The sequence below is a fragment of the Priestia sp. 179-F W1.4 NHS genome (genome assembly GCF_045369295.1).
GTDB classification, from domain to species: domain Bacteria; phylum Bacillota; class Bacilli; order Bacillales; family Bacillaceae_H; genus Priestia; species Priestia zanthoxyli.
In genome coordinates this window covers 879,542-895,676 of the sequence record NZ_JBIQFF010000002.1, presented here as the reverse complement: position 1 = coordinate 895,676, position 16,135 = coordinate 879,542, and the positions used below count along the sequence as shown (strand labels likewise).

At 38.2% G+C, this 16,135-nt stretch carries 14 protein-coding genes; 12 read left to right on the top strand and 2 right to left on the bottom strand.

Translation table 11 applies throughout. From position 1 onward, the window contains the following. Positions 1-18 precede the first annotated feature (18 nt). Entirely contained in the window at positions 19-882 is an 864-nt protein-coding gene (locus tag ACH0CI_RS15010) for a glycine betaine ABC transporter substrate-binding protein (RefSeq protein ID WP_028412131.1), read from the bottom strand. A gap of 595 nt (positions 883-1,477) precedes the next feature. On the opposite strand from ACH0CI_RS15010, the gene ACH0CI_RS15005 reads away from it, so the two are divergent. The 9 genes from ACH0CI_RS15005 (at position 1,478) to ACH0CI_RS14965 (ending at position 11,878) form a co-directional block, all read left to right on the top strand. Then, a complete protein-coding gene (locus ACH0CI_RS15005) occupies positions 1,478-2,065 on the top strand; it encodes a TetR/AcrR family transcriptional regulator (protein WP_028412132.1) in 588 nt (195 codons plus the stop codon). A 135-nt stretch (positions 2,066-2,200) separates the two neighbouring features. Then, positions 2,201-3,688, top strand: a complete 1,488-nt coding sequence (locus ACH0CI_RS15000) for an aldehyde dehydrogenase family protein (protein ID WP_406901748.1) — start codon at positions 2,201-2,203, stop codon at positions 3,686-3,688. 25 nt (positions 3,689-3,713) lie between these two features. Then, positions 3,714-5,090, top strand: coding sequence for a putrescine aminotransferase (locus ACH0CI_RS14995; protein WP_033578138.1), 1,377 nt, complete (start codon positions 3,714-3,716; stop codon positions 5,088-5,090). A 122-nt stretch (positions 5,091-5,212) separates the two neighbouring features. Continuing rightward, complete coding sequence (gene speB / locus ACH0CI_RS14990; RefSeq protein ID WP_406901747.1) at positions 5,213-6,169, top strand: agmatinase; 957 nt, start codon at positions 5,213-5,215, stop codon at positions 6,167-6,169. 301 nt (positions 6,170-6,470) lie between these two features. Further along, a complete protein-coding gene (locus ACH0CI_RS14985; RefSeq protein WP_098113712.1) occupies positions 6,471-7,850 on the top strand; it encodes an APC family permease in 1,380 nt (459 codons plus the stop codon). Between the two features lie 113 nt (positions 7,851-7,963). Further along, on the top strand, positions 7,964-8,623 hold the full coding sequence (locus ACH0CI_RS14980; protein ID WP_014461428.1) for an HAD family hydrolase: 660 nt from the start codon (positions 7,964-7,966) through the stop codon (positions 8,621-8,623). Between the two features lie 173 nt (positions 8,624-8,796). Beyond that, positions 8,797-9,741, top strand: coding sequence for an ABC transporter substrate-binding protein (locus ACH0CI_RS14975; protein WP_406901746.1), 945 nt, complete (start codon positions 8,797-8,799; stop codon positions 9,739-9,741). Positions 9,742-9,820: 79 nt separating this feature from the next. Then, the gene (locus tag ACH0CI_RS14970; protein WP_115653126.1) at positions 9,821-10,855 is read left to right on the top strand and encodes a FecCD family ABC transporter permease; all 1,035 of its coding nucleotides are present in this window, start codon (positions 9,821-9,823) and stop codon (positions 10,853-10,855) included. Between the two features lie 6 nt (positions 10,856-10,861). Next, positions 10,862-11,878 carry a FecCD family ABC transporter permease gene (locus ACH0CI_RS14965; RefSeq protein WP_406901745.1) on the top strand — a complete coding sequence of 339 codons (1,017 nt, stop codon included), beginning with the start codon at positions 10,862-10,864 and terminating at the stop codon, positions 11,876-11,878. A gap of 26 nt (positions 11,879-11,904) precedes the next feature. Here ACH0CI_RS14965 and ACH0CI_RS14960 read toward each other — a convergent pair whose 3' ends face one another. Further along, the gene (locus ACH0CI_RS14960; protein ID WP_033578148.1) at positions 11,905-12,906 is read right to left on the bottom strand and encodes a DUF3231 family protein; all 1,002 of its coding nucleotides are present in this window, start codon (positions 12,904-12,906) and stop codon (positions 11,905-11,907) included. Between the two features lie 247 nt (positions 12,907-13,153). On the opposite strand from ACH0CI_RS14960, the gene nei reads away from it, so the two are divergent. The 3 genes from nei to ACH0CI_RS14945 all read left to right on the top strand — a co-directional run bounded on the left by nei (position 13,154) and on the right by ACH0CI_RS14945 (position 16,049). Further along, on the top strand, positions 13,154-13,972 hold the full coding sequence (gene nei / locus ACH0CI_RS14955) for an endonuclease VIII (RefSeq protein WP_275036828.1): 819 nt from the start codon (positions 13,154-13,156) through the stop codon (positions 13,970-13,972). Between the two features lie 104 nt (positions 13,973-14,076). Beyond that, positions 14,077-14,454 (top strand): FAS1-like dehydratase domain-containing protein, encoded by a 378-nt coding sequence (locus ACH0CI_RS14950; RefSeq protein ID WP_406901744.1) that lies wholly within the window; start codon positions 14,077-14,079, stop codon positions 14,452-14,454. A gap of 215 nt (positions 14,455-14,669) precedes the next feature. Next, positions 14,670-16,049: a DUF6612 family protein gene (locus ACH0CI_RS14945; RefSeq protein ID WP_406901743.1), complete on the top strand. Its 1,380-nt coding sequence runs from the start codon at positions 14,670-14,672 to the stop codon at positions 16,047-16,049. The last annotated feature ends 86 nt before the right edge of the window (positions 16,050-16,135 follow it).

Here is a 16,135-nt window from a genome sequence, read left to right as displayed (position 1 = left end):
TGTTTTCTTTTACGTTCATTACTTTTTCGTCCAACTATCGATTAACTTTTTATGTTTTTTTACCCATTTCTGTGCTGCTTCTTCAGGGTTTGAAGATTTTTCAACTTGTGACAGAAGAGGACTGATTAATTTATCGTTCATCTGTGCATTATTCATCCATTTTATGACTTGAGGATTTGTCTTTTTAAATTCCTTGCTTGTCATTGTGTAAATGTTGTCAGGGTCTCCAAACGAGTTTTTAGGATCTTCTAAATATTTGATGTCAAAGTCTGCAAAAGCCCAGTGAGGATTCCACATAGTAACAACAATTGGTTTTTTTGCCTCATAGGCTTTGCGCAGTTCACTGAGCATAGCTGCCTCAGACGATTTTACAAGCGTATAGCTTTTAAGGTTATAATCTTTTAACGCTTGTTCGGCTAATCCGTTAATGCTGGAGCCTGGGTCAATTCCAATAACTTTGTTATCGACATCAGAAGCAACCTTAGCAAGGTCTTCTGTTGTGTTCACGTCTTTCATATAGGCGGGAACCGCAAATCCTAAGCGCGCATTTTTAAGCCAAGGGTCTTCAATGTTTACTTGATCTTTATACTTTTTGTAAAAAGGCGCATCTGTTGTAGGAAGCCATGGTGCAAACGAAATATCAATGTCGTTATTAGCTGTTCCTACCCAAACACCGGCTTTCTCTAAGAAAACAGTTCTAACCTTATAACCTCGATCTTCTAAAATCTGTTTCCATACGTACGTGTAGGCAATGTTTTCAGTATAGTTATTCATGCCGATGGTAATGGTTTTTTTATCTTTAAAGGCGCCATTACCGTTGCCGCAAGCTGAAGTAATAACTAGAAGAAAACAAATCATGCTGATTAAAAATAGTTTCTTCATGCAATGTAACTCCTTTATAAAGTTTTAAATCAATATGACTGATATGTAGAACGGATGCTAAACACAACGAAGTGTATACCCGGTTTTTTTAGGTGGTAAACATAAAAAATATAAAATGTGAAATAGAGTGGGTGATTTTTCGGCGTTATAAAGTTATTTTTAGCTAAAAATGTACATCGTAGTTAAGAGAAAATATGGGAAATAAATGGATAAAATAAGTGACTGTAGAATCAGTCTTACATGTTATCACTCTTTTTTTTACTCCGTCAACTTCAAGTCAAGAGTAATTCGGCAATTGAGCCGTATAAACCGATACGAAAAAATATCTTTTTAATAAAGTTATTTTTTAGGAAGAATAGGTGATTAAAGAGCTTTGCATCAGCTTTTACCTTGAATTGTAAAAGGAAGAAAGATAACAGTGAGACATATAAGAAACGTGAGAGGAAATTGATAAAATAAAAAAATATTTTTGAAGCCAGCATACGGATAAATTTTTGATTGAATTTAAAGATTCAGAAAATTTTATCTTGCATAATTTCAACTTCTTATAGTAAAATGAATGAAAGTCATTCATTTTATAGGTGGAGGGAAAAAGTTGGTTACAAGCACAAGTGAAAAATACGATAAGATTTTACAGGCAGCGATTGAAGTCATATCTGAAAAAGGACTTGATAAAACATCAATTTCAGACATTGTAAAGCGTGCAGGCGTAGCACAAGGGACTTTTTATCTTTATTTCAGATCTAAAAATGCTCTTGTTCCGGCTATTGCAGAAAACTTACTTTCTTTGTCACTTGAAAAAATCAAAGAACGAGCTAAAACAGCAACGGATTTTTTAAGTACATTAGAGGTAATGATTGACGAAACGTATAAAACAACAGATGAATATAGGGATGTTCTTGTTTTATGCTATTCAGGGCTCGCTTTTGACTATTCATTAGAAACATGGGAAGCTATTTATTTACCTTATTACAACTGGTTTGAAGAGGTATTAAATCAGGCTGTTAGAAAGGAAGAAGTCATCAAGCAGCTTAACGTTAAATGGACAGCTAAGACGATGATTAATTTGATTGAAAATGCTGCTGAACTTTTTTATATCGGGCGAGAGCAAGATGTCACACTTGAGCAATCAAAGGAAGAACTTTTTCAATTCTTAAAGCGTTCTCTTGTGCCATCCGTGTAATATTAGCACTGCTGATATTACATCTACTAAAATGACTGACATTCATTCAAAATATACAATTAATTATCAGAATTATAAGTTTTTTAAAGTTTAAAATGACTGACAATCAGTCGTTATTCGATAAGGAGGTATTTTATGGATCGTACAGCCGTTAAAACTTTAACCTTGAATATGTACATAAACGGAGAGTGGAGAAAAGCAGAGAAGCAGCGCTCTACTGTTAATCCAGCGACAGGTGAAGTGATTGGATATGCTGCAGAAGGCAGCGCAGAAGATATGAAAGCAGCAATTGAAGCAGCACGAGAAGCCTTTGACAACGGAATTTGGTCTGAGACTTCTGCATCTGACAGAGCAGCCATCTTATTCAAGATTGCCGATAAGCTTGAGGAAGCGAAAGAAGAACTAGCAGCATTAGAAACAATGGATAACGGAAAGCCCTATCGTGAAGCTGAGGCTGATGTGGAAGATGCAGCTGCTTGTTTTAGGTATTACGCTGGGTTAATTACAAAGCCAGACGGTCAAACGTACAGCGTTCCTGCACCTATGCAAGCAATGGTTATAAAAGAACCAATCGGCGTGTGCGGATTGATTGTACCTTGGAATTATCCGCTATTAATGAGCGTGTGGAAAATTGCACCTGCTTTAGCTGCAGGAAATACGATTGTATTTAAACCTTCTGAAGTGACACCAGTTACTCCTACAAAACTTTTTGAGATCTTAGAAAGCGTAGGATTGCCAAAAGGAGTGGCAAACCTTGTTATGGGAGCCGGAGATACTGTGGGAAATACGCTTATTCAAGATAAGCGTGTTGATAAGATTTCTTTTACAGGCGGAACGGTAACTGGAAAACACATTATGCGTCAAGCAGCAGAAAATGTAACGAAGGTATCTTTAGAACTTGGAGGAAAGTCACCGAACATTATATTTGCTGACGCTGATTTTGAAACAGCTGTAGATTATGCCTTGTTTGGAATTTTTGCAGGGAGCGGCCAAATTTGCGCTGCAGGTTCTCGTATTTTAGTAGAAGAAAGCATTGCTGAGCGATTTATCGAACGTTTTGCAGAACGTGCTCAAAAAATTAAAGTAGGAAATGGAATGGACCAAGAGATTGAAATGGGTCCTCTTGTAAGTGAAGAACATATGAAAAAAGTATTAAAGTACATCGAAATTGGAAAGCAAGAAGGCGCGCGCCTTGTATGTGGAGGCAATCGAATCAACAGCAGTGGATTGGAAAAAGGATTCTTTGTAGAACCTACGGTTTTTAGTAGCGTTACGTCAAATATGAAAATTGTGCAAGATGAAATCTTTGGGCCCGTGGTTGTTATTCAAACGTTTAAAGATGAAAAAGAAGCTATTAAGCTTGCAAATGATACGGAATATGGTTTGGCAGGCAGCGTGTTTACAACTGACGGTGCAAAAGCTCTTCGGGTGATTAAAAAGCTGCGTGCGGGCATCACTTGGGTAAACACGTATCATTTTACGTTTAACGAAGCACCTTGGGGCGGATATAAGCAGAGCGGAATTGGCCGAGGACTGGGCACGTTTGGATTGGAAGAATTTCAAGAAGTAAAACAAATTAATATTAATTTACAAGTAGAGCCAATCGGCTGGTTTAAAAATTAAAAAGTAGAGAAGGAGCGATATTAAAATGAATACAGTGACGAAAAATCAAGAGGTAAACAAAGCATATGGTGAAGTAAACGAATACATCAACAAAGTGCTGGGACTTATTGAAAAAAGCGAAGTGTCAGCTGAAGAAGCACAGTGGATTACGAAAGAAACAGTAGACGGATTTCGCGAGCATGTCAACCCAGGCTTTTTAGAATATCGTAAAACAGTAACGGTGGATACGCAGTTTGCAGCTGTTGAATGGTCAGATGAAGGTTCTTGTTTTACGGATGTAAACGGTAAAAAATACATTGATTGTTTGGGCGGGTTTGGAATTTATAACGTGGGACACCGTCATCCTAAAGTAGTCAAAGCTGTTCAAGATCAGCTTCAGCGTCAAGCCCTTCATAGCCAAGACTTATTAGATCCACTTCGTGCGATGCTTGCTAAAATTTTAGCAGATATTACACCGGGGGATTTGAAGTATTCCTTTTTCACAAACAGCGGAACAGAAAGTGTAGAAGCCGCTTTAAAACTAGCGAAAATGTATAGTGATCGAACAACGTTTATTTCCACAACACGTTCTTTTCATGGAAAAAGTCTAGGTTCTTTATCAGGTACGGCAAAAGGAATGTTCCGTAAACCATTTCTGCCGTTAATTCCAGGTTTCCGTCATGTACCGTTTGGTGATATTGACATGATGCGCAAAACATTTGAAACGTGCGCGCTTGTAGGGGAAGATGTGGCAGCTGTTTTATTAGAACCAATTCAAGGAGAAGGGGGCATTATTCTTCCTCCTGAAAATTATTTAAAAGAAGTGCGTGCACTATGTGATGAGTACGACGCTATCTTAATTTTTGATGAAGTTCAAACAGGCATGGGACGTACCGGTGAAATGTTTGCATCAGAATTATACGATGTTGTACCCGATATTTTATGTCTTGCTAAAGCGTTTGGAGGAGGAGTTATGCCTGCTGGCGCGGTTGTAGCAAAAGAAAAAGTGTTTTCAAGCTTCTTTGATAATCCGTTTATGCACACAACAACGTTTGGAGGCAATCCGCTTGCCTGCGCAGCGGCTATTGCAACTATTAACGTGTTGATTGAAGAACAGCTGCCAAACCGTGCAAAAGAGCTAGGAGAATATTTCCTTGCTGGTTTAAAGAAAGCTGCTGAAAACCATGGAGATAAAGTACTTGAAATCAGAGGGCAAGGCTTAATGATTGGAATTGAGTTCCACCAAGATGAAATTGGCTACGCGCTTTCTAAGGGAATGTTTGATGAAGGAATTCTAGTAGCTGGGACGCTTGTAAACTCTAAAACAATTCGTATTGAGCCACCGTTGACTATTGCAGCTGAAGAAGTAGATCAAGTCATTTCTACATTTGAAAAAGTATTAAATGAGCTGAACCACCAATAAATGTAACAAGGAGCAATGAATATGAGTCGTCAAACGTTTCTTATTCCTGTATTGCTTTCAATGATTTTAGTAGTGGAAATGCCTAGCGACTAACTGAAATCATTGAAACGGAGGAGTAAATTATGAAATATCCATTGTCCCCAGATGTCAAACCAGAGTTTTGTACAACGGGCTCATTTATGAGGCTGCCAGCGGAAAGAGAAAATGTAAAAGTAGGGCTAGTAGGAATGCCGTTTGATACGGCAGCATCTTTCAGAGTAGGTGCACGCTTTGCACCTCAAGCCATTCGTCAAGCTTCCATGACGCTGTTTCCTTATCACCCGGTACACGACGTATACCCATTTGATGATACAAATGCCATTGATATTGGTGATGTGCCGGTTATTCCGCACAATATTCACAGAAGCTATGAATTGATGGAAGAAGCGGTAGGAGCTCTTATGGATAGAGGAATCGTTCCAATTGGAATCGGAGGAGATCATTCTGTTACTTTAGCAAGCCTTCGTGCTGCTGCTAAAAGATATGGCCCAGTGGCTATGATTCATTTTGATTCTCATACAGATACGTGGGATACGTATTATGATGAAAAATATTGGCACGGATCTCCTTTTATACGCGCATATGAAGAAGGGCTAGTAGATCCGAAGAAAGTTTTTCAAATTGGTATTCGCGGAACATTAAATCATCCGGGAGATGTTCAAGAAAGCAAAGATCTCGGTTACCATGTAGTAACGGCAAGAGAGCTTGAACATCAAGGGTTTTCATTGATTTTGGAGCAAATGAAGACAGCGATTGGAGATACCCCGTGCTTTTTAACATTTGATATTGATTTTGTTGACCCTTCGTGTGCACCGGGAACGGGAACGCTTGAAGTAGGCGGATTCAGCAGCAGAGAAACGCTGCAAATGATCCGTTCTCTGACGGGATTTAACTATGTTGGATTCGACTTGGTAGAAGTGCTGCCCGCTTATGATCCAACGCAGATAACCTCTTTGCTTGCAGCTACAATCATTCATGATTTTGTTAGTTTAGTTGCAGTGAAAACGAAAAGAGAGTCATTGGATACGATGATTAAATAACAGTTTGTAAGCAGAAATCCCTCTTATTCAGAGGGTATTTCTGCGTGGATATAGCAGGAGATTAGGAATATATAGCTATTTAAAATAAAGCGCTTTCATAATATGATAAAAGAAAAAGATAGTTTGTTAGCAACCCTTACCAACTTAAAGAAATAAATCATATATTTGCTTATAGTAAATGTAACAACTCTTTATATAAAAATGAATGAAAGTCATTCATTTTTATATAAAGAAATTAAATCATATGCATTTATGGGTTAAATTGTCAGAATGTTCTTAATAAAGTGAAGGGGGAAGATAAATGAAACATGAAACAGTAACATTAAAAAGGTCGTTGAAATTATGGCAGATTGTATTAATGGGGATCGGATATATGACTCCGATGGTAGTGTTTGATACGTTTGGGATTGCGTCTGATATGACGAATGGACACGTTCCCACATCTTATATCATAGCCCTTGTCGGGATGCTTCTCACGGCAGTAAGCTACAAAAAGATGATTCAAGTGTTTCCAAATGCAGGCTCAGCCTATACATATACGCAAAAGACAATCAATCCACATTTAGGGTTCCTAGTTGGCTGGTCTGCACTAATGGATTATCTCTTTTTACCGATGGTTAACGCACTTATTTTTCAAATTTATTTATCATCTATTTTTCCTTCGGTACCATCGTGGATTTGGGTTGTCAGTTTCGTCATTATCGTTACGCTGCTAAATTTACGAAGCGTTAATTTCACCGCCAATTTCAATACGTTTCTTGTTGTATTTCAAATGACGATTTTAGTATTGTTTGTTGCTGTTTCAATCAAAGCGTTGCTAGGCGGAATGGGGGAAGGAACCCTTTTTTCTATGAAGCCTTTTTTTAATCAGAACATGACGTCATCAGGGCTAATAGCGGGAGCGACACTTATGTGTTTTTCCTATTTAGGGTTTGATGCAGTGGCCATGTTATCAGAAGAAACGCCCAATCCTAAAAAAACGATTCCGCGAGCTATTTTTTTAGTTGCGTTAATTGGAGGAGTCATGTTTACCGTGACATCTTATTTTATTCAAGCGGTTTTTCCAACGTTAGAAGGATTCAAGCATCCAGACGCTGCAGCTCCTGAAATTGCTATGTATGTGAGCGGCACGCTGTTTCAAATTGTCTTTTTAGCTGGAGGAATTGCAGGGACATTATCATCAGGCATGTCATCGCATGCAAGCGTTTCACGTTTATTATACGTAATGGGACGGGATCGAATTTTACCTCAGTCATTTTTTGGTTATGTTCATCCTAAGCTGCGCACTCCCTCGCGAAATATTGTATTGGTCGGAGTTGTATCAGCAACTGCCATTTTCTTCAGTCTGGCAACGGCTACTTCATTTATTAATTTTGGAGCACTCATTGCGTTTTCTTTTGTTAATATTTCGGTTATCGCGCACTATGCTGTTCATCAAAAGCAGCACCGGTCGGCTAAGGGATTTTTGTCATACATTGTTATGCCACTATTAGGAGCAGCAGCGATTGGCGTTTTATGGCTTAACTTGGAGCGCAATTCATTTTTACTTGGGATTGGCTGGGCGATTGCTGGTTTAGTTTATTTGGTGTATGCAACGAAAGGTTTTAGAAGGCAGCTGTCTTCCATTGAGTTTAAGGAAACAGAAGAAATGTCACCTTTGATGAAAGTCGGAGAAAAGTAAGGATAGAAACTACCTGTTTAAGCCTATCTTATTAAGGAAGCCACATTTATGGATTACGTATTTTGAACGTGTTACTATGTAAGAACGATAAGATAGAAAAAGGTAGGTAAATTATGATTAAAGCAGTTGTGTTTGATTTTGATGGATTAATTATTGATACAGAATCAGTGTGGTACGAGGTGTACCGCGAAATGTTAGAAGACAGGGGAGTAGATCTACCGATTGCAACGTTTGCTTCTTATGTGGGAACGGATGCTACGGCACTTTACGATTATTTGCTTCAGCAGTTTAACAATGAGTTCACGAAAGAGGAACTGGCTCAAGAATCGTTAAGACGTCATCAAGAAAAAATGAAATCATTAGTAGCCCGAGAAGGTGTAGCAGAGTACTTGGCAGAAGCAAAAGAACTTGGATTAAAAATTGGTTTAGCAAGCAGCTCATATCGCGACTGGGTAACAGCATTTTTAAAAGAGCTAGATTTGCTGCACTATTTTGAAGTCATTCAAACCCGCGATGATGTAGAAAAAGTGAAGCCAGATCCGGCTCTTTACCGAAATGCAATTGAAAAGCTAGGCGTAGAGCCCTCTGAAGCTTTAGCATTTGAAGATTCTTCTAATGGAGCAAAAGCTGCCATGGCAGCAGGCTTGCGCTGTGTGATTGTACCAAATCCGTTAACTAAACATCTGTCATTCGAAAGATATCACTTACATATCGAATCGATGAAAGAGAAAAGTTTAAAAGAAGTGATTCAGTATCTTTGTATTGAAGATTAAAAAGAAAGGACGCTCCTACTGCGTCCTTTCTTTTTTTATAGAATGGGTATAACTTTTTTAATTAAAAAATAACGAATCAGCTTGTTTAAATAGATAAAACTGATATAATGATAACGATTATCAGTTTCAAGAGTCAATTATCTACATAAAGATACAAGCAGGAGGAATGACATTTGAATAAGAAAAAAATAGGACTGCTGGCTTTTATTACAATGCTGGCAATCGGAATGCTTATCGGCTGCAGCAGCACGAACAAGGAAAATTCAGCCGATGAAAAAAATGAAAAAACAAGAGTGGTTAAACATGAGCTTGGAGAGACAAAAGTAAAAGAAAATCCAAAGCGAGTAGTTGTATTAGAGTTAGGTTTTATTGATGCATTGTTAGATGCTGGTATTAAACCTGTAGGAGTAGCTGATGATGATAAAGCAGAACAGCTTATTGATAAAGATGTACTAAAAGAAATCAAAGGATACAAATCAGTTGGCACGCGAGCACAGCCTAGCTTGGAGTCGATTAAACTGTTGAAGCCAGATTTGATTATCGCTGATTCAGAACGTCATAAAAATGTATATAAAGAATTATCGAAAATTGCGCCAACAATTGAATTGAAAAATTTAAATGCTAATTACGATGATTTACTAAATACGGAGTTAAAAGTAGGAGAAGCGGTTGGCAAGAAGGCAAAAGTTGAAAAAGTTGTAGAAGAGCATAAGCAAAAAATGAAAGATTTAAAAGCAAAAGCGCCAAAAAATCCGGGCAATGTACTTGTTATCGCTGATGCAAATGGTAATATTAATGCTAGAACTTCAAATTTCTTTACAACGGGTGTTCTTGAGCAATTAGGCTTCAAAAATGCATTAACAGATCCTACAAAAGAGTACAGTGTAAAAATGACAATGGAACAGCTGGTAAAAGCAGATCCGGACAAACTCATTGTTATGCGAAATGAAAAAGGTCATACGCCTTTAGCAAAACAGCCATTATGGAAAGAGCTAAAAGCGGTTAAAAACAATCAAGTGTATGAAGTTGATGTATTTAAATGGTCTCTTCGCCGAAGTGTACAAGGTGCAAATGGTATTGTAGATGAAGCAGAAAAGTTATTATTTGAAGGCAAATAATAACGAAGAAAAGAACAATCCAGCGGGGTTGTTTTTTTCTTTTTATTGAACTTTCAAATGAAAGGAGGCGCAGTCTATTATGAAAGCTGTTCACGGTTTATCCAAAAGAAACAAATCTCCACTTCGTATAATAGCTATTTTCCTTGCGGTTATTATTCTTTTACTGATTTCTATGTTTTTATCTATTTCCATCGGTTCTATACATATTTCTTTTGGAACGATTAAGCAAGCTATACTAAATTTTGACGGATCAAAAGAACAATCTATTATTCAAACTGTCCGTCTGCCTCGCTTATTGGTAACGGCATTTGTTGGCGCTAATTTGGCTGTCGCCGGAGCGTTGATGCAAGCATTAACTAGAAACCCATTAGCTTCTCCTGGTATTTTTGGTATTAATGCCGGGGCATCAGCGGCAATGGTATTTTTAACGGTTTTAGTTCCGAGTGTAAGCATGATTGGTGGGGTATTTGGAGCATTTTTAGGAGGCGCCTTTGCTGCTGTTATTGTCTATGTCATGAGTTCGTTGATTAAAGGAGGAGACAGCGATGTAAAGCTTGCTTTAACGGGTGTTGCTATACAAGGTATGCTTATGTCTCTTACGCAAACGCTGTTAATTTTTAATGAAAGCAAAACAGAAGGCGTTATGTTTTGGCTCACCGGCTCAGTTATTGGGCGGGACTGGGGACATGTTCACGTGTTGCTTCCTTTTAGCATTGTGGGTCTGCTTATTGCGTTTGGTCTGGGAAGAGCGTCTTCTTTGTTATCTTTAGGAGATGATGTAGCTAGAGGACTCGGGCAGCGAGTCTTTGCCATTAGAGCGTTCACTGCAGTTGTTGTGATTGTATTAGCAGGTGTTTCTGTGGCAATTGCGGGTCCCATTGGCTTTGTAGGGCTTGTTGTTCCGCATATGGTTCGTTATTTAATAGGTGTAGATTACCGAGTTGTTTTGCCAATGAGCGCGCTGCTTGGTGCATCTTTATTGCTATTAGCAGACGTATTGTCGCGATTTATTACATATCCGTATGAGACCCCTGTAGGTGCAGTAACAGCATTGCTTGGAACACCGTACTTTATTTACTTGGCGAGACGCAAAAAAACAGAAAGGAAGGCATGAGTATATATGCAGACTGTCAATAAAACAAAAAAGCAGCCATCTCGATTCAAGTCTGTCGGCCTGTTTATCATTCTTTCTGTCTTAATTATAGCGCTAAGCGTGATAAGCCTTAGCTTAGGAGACATTAACATACCGCCATTAGATATTATTACGTCTTTTATTGGCATTGGCGATCCTGACTTGACGTCTATTTTGGTAGAATTTCGCCTGCCTCGTATTTTGCTGGCTATTTTAACGGGAATCGGCCTAGCTGTGTCCGGAGTCGTCGTACAGTCTATTATGAGAAATCCGCTCGCCAGTCCAGATACATTAGGTCTTTCAAGCGGATCAGGGTTAGCTGCTGTTGCAGTCACTATTTTACTGCCTTTAGCAAGCCCGTCTGTTTTATCAGTCGCTGCGTTTGCAGGAGGCTCTATTGTCTTTGTAATCGTCTATTTGCTTGCTTATAAAAAAGGAGTAGAACCTATTCGATTTGCGTTAATAGGTGTAGCAGTCAGCGCTTTTTGTTCATCGGGTATTCACTTGTTAATTTCAAAAGCAAATCCAAACGTCAATGCGGCACTGATTTGGCTGAGCGGCAGCTTATGGGGAAGAACATGGGATCAATTGATTGGTTTACTTCCTTGGATTGTTATATTACTACCGCTGATTTGGCTGTTAGCTGCCCGATTAGATTTAATTCATTTAGGCGATGAAGTGGCTCGAGGACTAGGGGCTAGAGTAGAGTTAATTCGTCTAGTATTACTAGCAAGCGCAGTGGCAATGACGGCTGCTGTTGTATCGGTTGTTGGCACCATTGGCTTTGTAGGGCTTATTATTCCTCATGTGGCCAAACGGTTAGTGGGACCGAGACATAAACAACTGATTCCTACAGCCGCTTTACTTGGAGCTTTGTTTGTACTAGCAGCAGATTTGATTGGGAGAGGAATTGCTCCTCCGATTGAAATTCCGGCCGGATTAATCATTGGCATTATCGGCGCTCCGTATTTTCTTTATTTACTGTGGAGAGAATCTAAAAAATAAGCTCGCGCTTTAGCGCGAGCTTATTTTTATTCCAAATGAATTTTTGGGAATGGAATATGCGGAGGCTCTTCCAGCCATCCTTGTTCAATACTTATTCTAGATACTTCTTTGGCGTATTCTAAAATTTCAGTCGTGAAGTTTGTATAGTTTAAAGCAAGATCTAAACGGGGGCTTGTTGACATCGCAAGCCCGTAGCCACGTACATTTTCAGTAATCATTGCAGCGAGGTGAAACATCATGAGTTTTTCTGAAAATGGAGGAACGGAAGACTTTTCTACTCCGTAATCCCACTTCATTGTGACCGGTATGTTTTCTACCATTAGCGGTTGTGACAGGGATTCAATATGCTGCTGCACAAGCTCTCTACCCTTTAATAAAAAAGCCTGAATGTCCTGAGAAGGAGCTGTTTGAGCAAACCCTAAAATTAAATCCTTTGCAATTAAGTTCGTCTGTATGCTTGACACGATATGAGAAATTTCAATGACGGTTAACGGCCGCTTTTCATCAAAATAGCTTCCTAAGAAGAGTTCTTTATCGTTCATATCAGACGCATCTGCAATAGGAATAGGAGGCAGTTCTATAAAAATTTGTTTTTCTAACAACAAATCTGTAATCGTTTGGTTAAGCTTTTCTGCTTTTAACAGCAAGCTGCGAAAAAAAGATCGTACATCATTTCTTGCGGCAACATCGACGCCCGTAGTTGCTGACAGCAGAAGGACATTTGAAATATGCTTTAAATAAAGCAAATAAAAAGAATCCGAAAATAATTTTGGAGCTTCAGCGTCAAGGTCTTCTTCTCCAAAACCAAGCGGGATTGGCATATTTTCTTTTAAAAAGATAGCAGTGAGCGCATCACTGTTTTTTGTGGTGATATGCAGTGTACCTTGAATCGCTTTTTGAATCTCTAAATCGTCTACATGACAAAGAAATTGTTTGAGCATACAAGAAATCGCTTTATCGTTCATATACTGCTTCCAAATAACAGCCATCTCAGCGGCTGATAGTGGAGAAAATGATTGATTATTCATAATAAACTCCTCATGCTAAGTAATTAACAAGTTTCTAAAAGGTTACCAACTAGTATAAGTCAAAGGAAGTAAGATAAACACTATAGAAAGTAAAAAAGGTATCAACATTTTACTATAAGAGTAAACGTCATGCATAATTTAAAGGTTCTTTTAGCAAAAGAAGGGCGCAGCCGCTTCTTTCTTGCAAAGCAGAAATAAAACCGAAATAATAAATGAAGAAAGTTAGGCAAGAAAGGAGTTTCATTATATGCCAGAAGGTCCAGAAATTAGACGAGCAGCCGACGAAGTGGAAAAAGCGATTATCGGTCTTCCCGTTCGCGAGATATGGTTTGCTTTTCCATCTTTGCAACATTATGAAGAAGTATTAACAGGAGCTCGTATTGAGAGAGTAGATACAAAAGGAAAAGCTATGCTTATTCGTTTTGACAACGGCTATACCATTTACTCACATAATCAGCTTTATGGAAAATGGTATGTTCGTTCATCTTACAATTATCCATCTACAAACAGACAGCTGCGCCTTGCAATTCATAATGAAAAAAAATCAGCGCTGCTTTATAGCGCTTCTGATATTGAAGTATTGCGTGATGAAGAAGTTCCAGCTCATCCTTTTGTATCAAGGGTTGGTCCTGATATCTTAAGTGAAGAAGTAACGGCAGGTGAGCTTTTAGACCGTTTTTATTCTAAACCATTTTATCGTAGAAAGTGGGCATCGCTGCTGCTAGACCAAAGCTTTATAGCTGGGATTGGCAATTACTTGCGCAGTGAAATCCTATTTGTAGCGGGAATTAACCCTGCAGCTCGTCCCATAGACTGCACGGAAGAACAGCTTAAAAAGGCAGCTGAAGCAACCATTTCTCTTGTAAAACAGTCCTATAAAACAGGTGGCATTACAAATGATGTAAAGCTTGCTGAATCGTTAAAAAAGAAAGGGCAAAAGCGCTCTGCATACCGCCACTGGGTTTTTAACCGTGAAGGAGAAGCTTGTCGAATGGACGGCACGCCTATTCTAAAAGTCCAAGCTGCTTCTAGAAGGCTTTATTACTGTCCTACTTGTCAGAAATAGCAGGATATATTTATTCTGCTATTTTTTTGATGTGAAAATGAATGACCGTTCATTTTTGTGATATAGTTAAAAAGTAAAGTCATAATCTTAAGGGGAGGGATAAGATGGAATGTAAAGAAGGAGATACATTTACGTGGCAAAGAACGTTTCAAGAGGAAGAAATCATGCAGTTTGCGGAGATGACTGGAGACCGGGGCAAACATCATATAGAACGTGACGAAAAAGGGCGGCTAATGGTACATGGGCTTATGACTGCTAGTATTGGGACAAAGATAGGGGGAGACTTAAACTACATTGCAAGAGAAATGGTGAGTGAATTTCTTCGTCCAGTTTTTGCAGGAGATACAGTTACCTGTGAATGTATATTAACTGAAGTAGAAAAAGCAGATGGTTTTCAAAAAGTGAAAATCAAATCAGTGTATCGAAATCAACAAGGTAAAGAAGTACTGATAGGGACAAGTAATGGAATTATAAGAGGTTGAAATAAAAGCGCTAACAAAAAATAAGTTATGAAGGTTGTTAAAAAAGTCACGGATTCGTGACTTTTTTATTGTTCAATTTCCTTCTTTTGTTGGTTACTATTTAAATGTAAATATGGTAATTCAGTAAAGTTGAGTTTCACAAATGGTAAAAATGTGTATTTACTAAGTACATAGATTCTTATTTTTGGAAAAATATTTAAAAAGGAGTTTCTTAGATGAAAAAAATAATGAATACCGGCTTAGCACTATCATTCGCTCTATTGCTTTCGGCATGTGGGATGCCGTCTTCAGAGGAATTAACGGGTGACGTGAAAGAAGCACAAGAAAAGGTGAAAAATGTTCAAGTGAAAATCAATGGGAAAGAAGAAGGATCGTCCGATTACAAAGTCAACGGAGTACAAGAGTTTGATTTTAAAAGTAAAGCAGGTTACATTAACACAAAAATGAACGGCGAAGAATTGAAGATGTATCATGACGGTGATGAAACGTTAGCTATGGCTGGAGAAGAAAGCACAAAAGTACAGGGAGAAGAAAAAAAGTACGTTAAGGCTTTAATTAATAACGCTAGGGAGCTTCAACAAAATCCAATACGCTACTACCAAAAATATGATAAAAATCTTCCAAATGAATTTGACGTCACCGAAAAAGGCAAAGAGTATGTATTAACATTTAACGGAGACAAAGACAAAAAGCAAAAAATTGTAGCAGGTGATGCTAAAGCTTATTATAAAATAACAAATCAAGGCAGCGATACTGCTGTAGACCTTGACCAAATTAAAGGAAAAGATTTTTCGCTTATTGTGACAATTGATAAAGAAACGAAGCAAATAAAGAAAGTAGTAAAAAATCAGTCGTATTCAGTTAAAGTAGACGGAAAAACAGAAAACTCAAAGTCTAAGCAAACGTATACGTATACATATAACCAATTAGACAATGTAACAAAACCAAAAGTGGAAACAAAAGCCGCTGCTGCTTCTAATGGTAGCAGCACCGAAACGCCAAGTAAAGAAAAGCAGGCTGCCTATGCCAAGGAAGCGGGACAATACGTGGATGCTTTAATTCAAGCCACTGTTTATCAAAATACAGATCAATTTGTTGCTAAACATCCGAATCAGCAAGATAAGAAACAGGTAAAAGAAAAAGGGGAGTTCCAAAAGAGTTCGTTTGTAGAGTTTTTTGAAACGAATTTTAAAGGGGCTTTATCATCATTGAGCTCAAATATAACCGATGAGCAGTTAAACGAAGTAAGCAGCGCTTTTCTAAAAGCTCTTTCATCTACAAAATATACCATTAAAGATGCAGCGTATATTGCTGAAGATGGTGCGTACGTCGTACAAGTCGAAATTCAAGGATTTAACGATGCAAGTGTATTAGCGGAAGTCATGACACCACTTGCAGAAAAATATCAGGCGGGTGAGCTGAGTAACGAGCAGTTAGTAAACGAACTTATTGACGGAGTAGCAAAACGCTATCGTGAGCCAGTTGAATTACTTCCGGCAAAAACAGTCCCTGTACACGTCGTAAGAAATGGTGAAAAAGATTACGAAGTTTTAATGCAAGATGAGTATCTGTTAACATTTGCTCAACAATCATAAATAGACATAAAAAAGGATTTCAGCTATATACCTGAAATCTTTTTTTATGTTGTTTTAAAATGTAATTTCAAAAAATAAAATAAATT

Excerpts from the sequence above, each read along its gene's own strand:
- ACH0CI_RS14960 (WP_033578148.1), bottom strand. The coding sequence starts at position 12,906 with ATGAATAATCAATCATTTTCTCCACTATCAGCCGCTGAGATGGCTGTT.
- ACH0CI_RS14950 (WP_406901744.1), top strand. The coding sequence starts at position 14,077 with ATGGAATGTAAAGAAGGAGATACATTTACGTGGCAAAGAACGTTTCAA.
- nei (WP_275036828.1), top strand. The coding sequence starts at position 13,154 with ATGCCAGAAGGTCCAGAAATTAGACGAGCAGCCGACGAAGTGGAAAAA.
- ACH0CI_RS15000 (WP_406901748.1), top strand. The coding sequence starts at position 2,201 with ATGGATCGTACAGCCGTTAAAACTTTAACCTTGAATATGTACATAAAC.
- ACH0CI_RS14970 (WP_115653126.1), top strand. The coding sequence starts at position 9,821 with ATGAAAGCTGTTCACGGTTTATCCAAAAGAAACAAATCTCCACTTCGT.
- ACH0CI_RS14945 (WP_406901743.1), top strand. The coding sequence starts at position 14,670 with ATGAAAAAAATAATGAATACCGGCTTAGCACTATCATTCGCTCTATTG.
- ACH0CI_RS14965 (WP_406901745.1), top strand. The coding sequence starts at position 10,862 with ATGCAGACTGTCAATAAAACAAAAAAGCAGCCATCTCGATTCAAGTCT.
- ACH0CI_RS14980 (WP_014461428.1), top strand. The coding sequence starts at position 7,964 with ATGATTAAAGCAGTTGTGTTTGATTTTGATGGATTAATTATTGATACA.
- ACH0CI_RS14985 (WP_098113712.1), top strand. The coding sequence starts at position 6,471 with ATGAAACATGAAACAGTAACATTAAAAAGGTCGTTGAAATTATGGCAG.
- ACH0CI_RS14995 (WP_033578138.1), top strand. The coding sequence starts at position 3,714 with ATGAATACAGTGACGAAAAATCAAGAGGTAAACAAAGCATATGGTGAA.
- speB (WP_406901747.1), top strand. The coding sequence starts at position 5,213 with ATGAAATATCCATTGTCCCCAGATGTCAAACCAGAGTTTTGTACAACG.
- ACH0CI_RS15010 (WP_028412131.1), bottom strand. The coding sequence starts at position 882 with ATGAAGAAACTATTTTTAATCAGCATGATTTGTTTTCTTCTAGTTATT.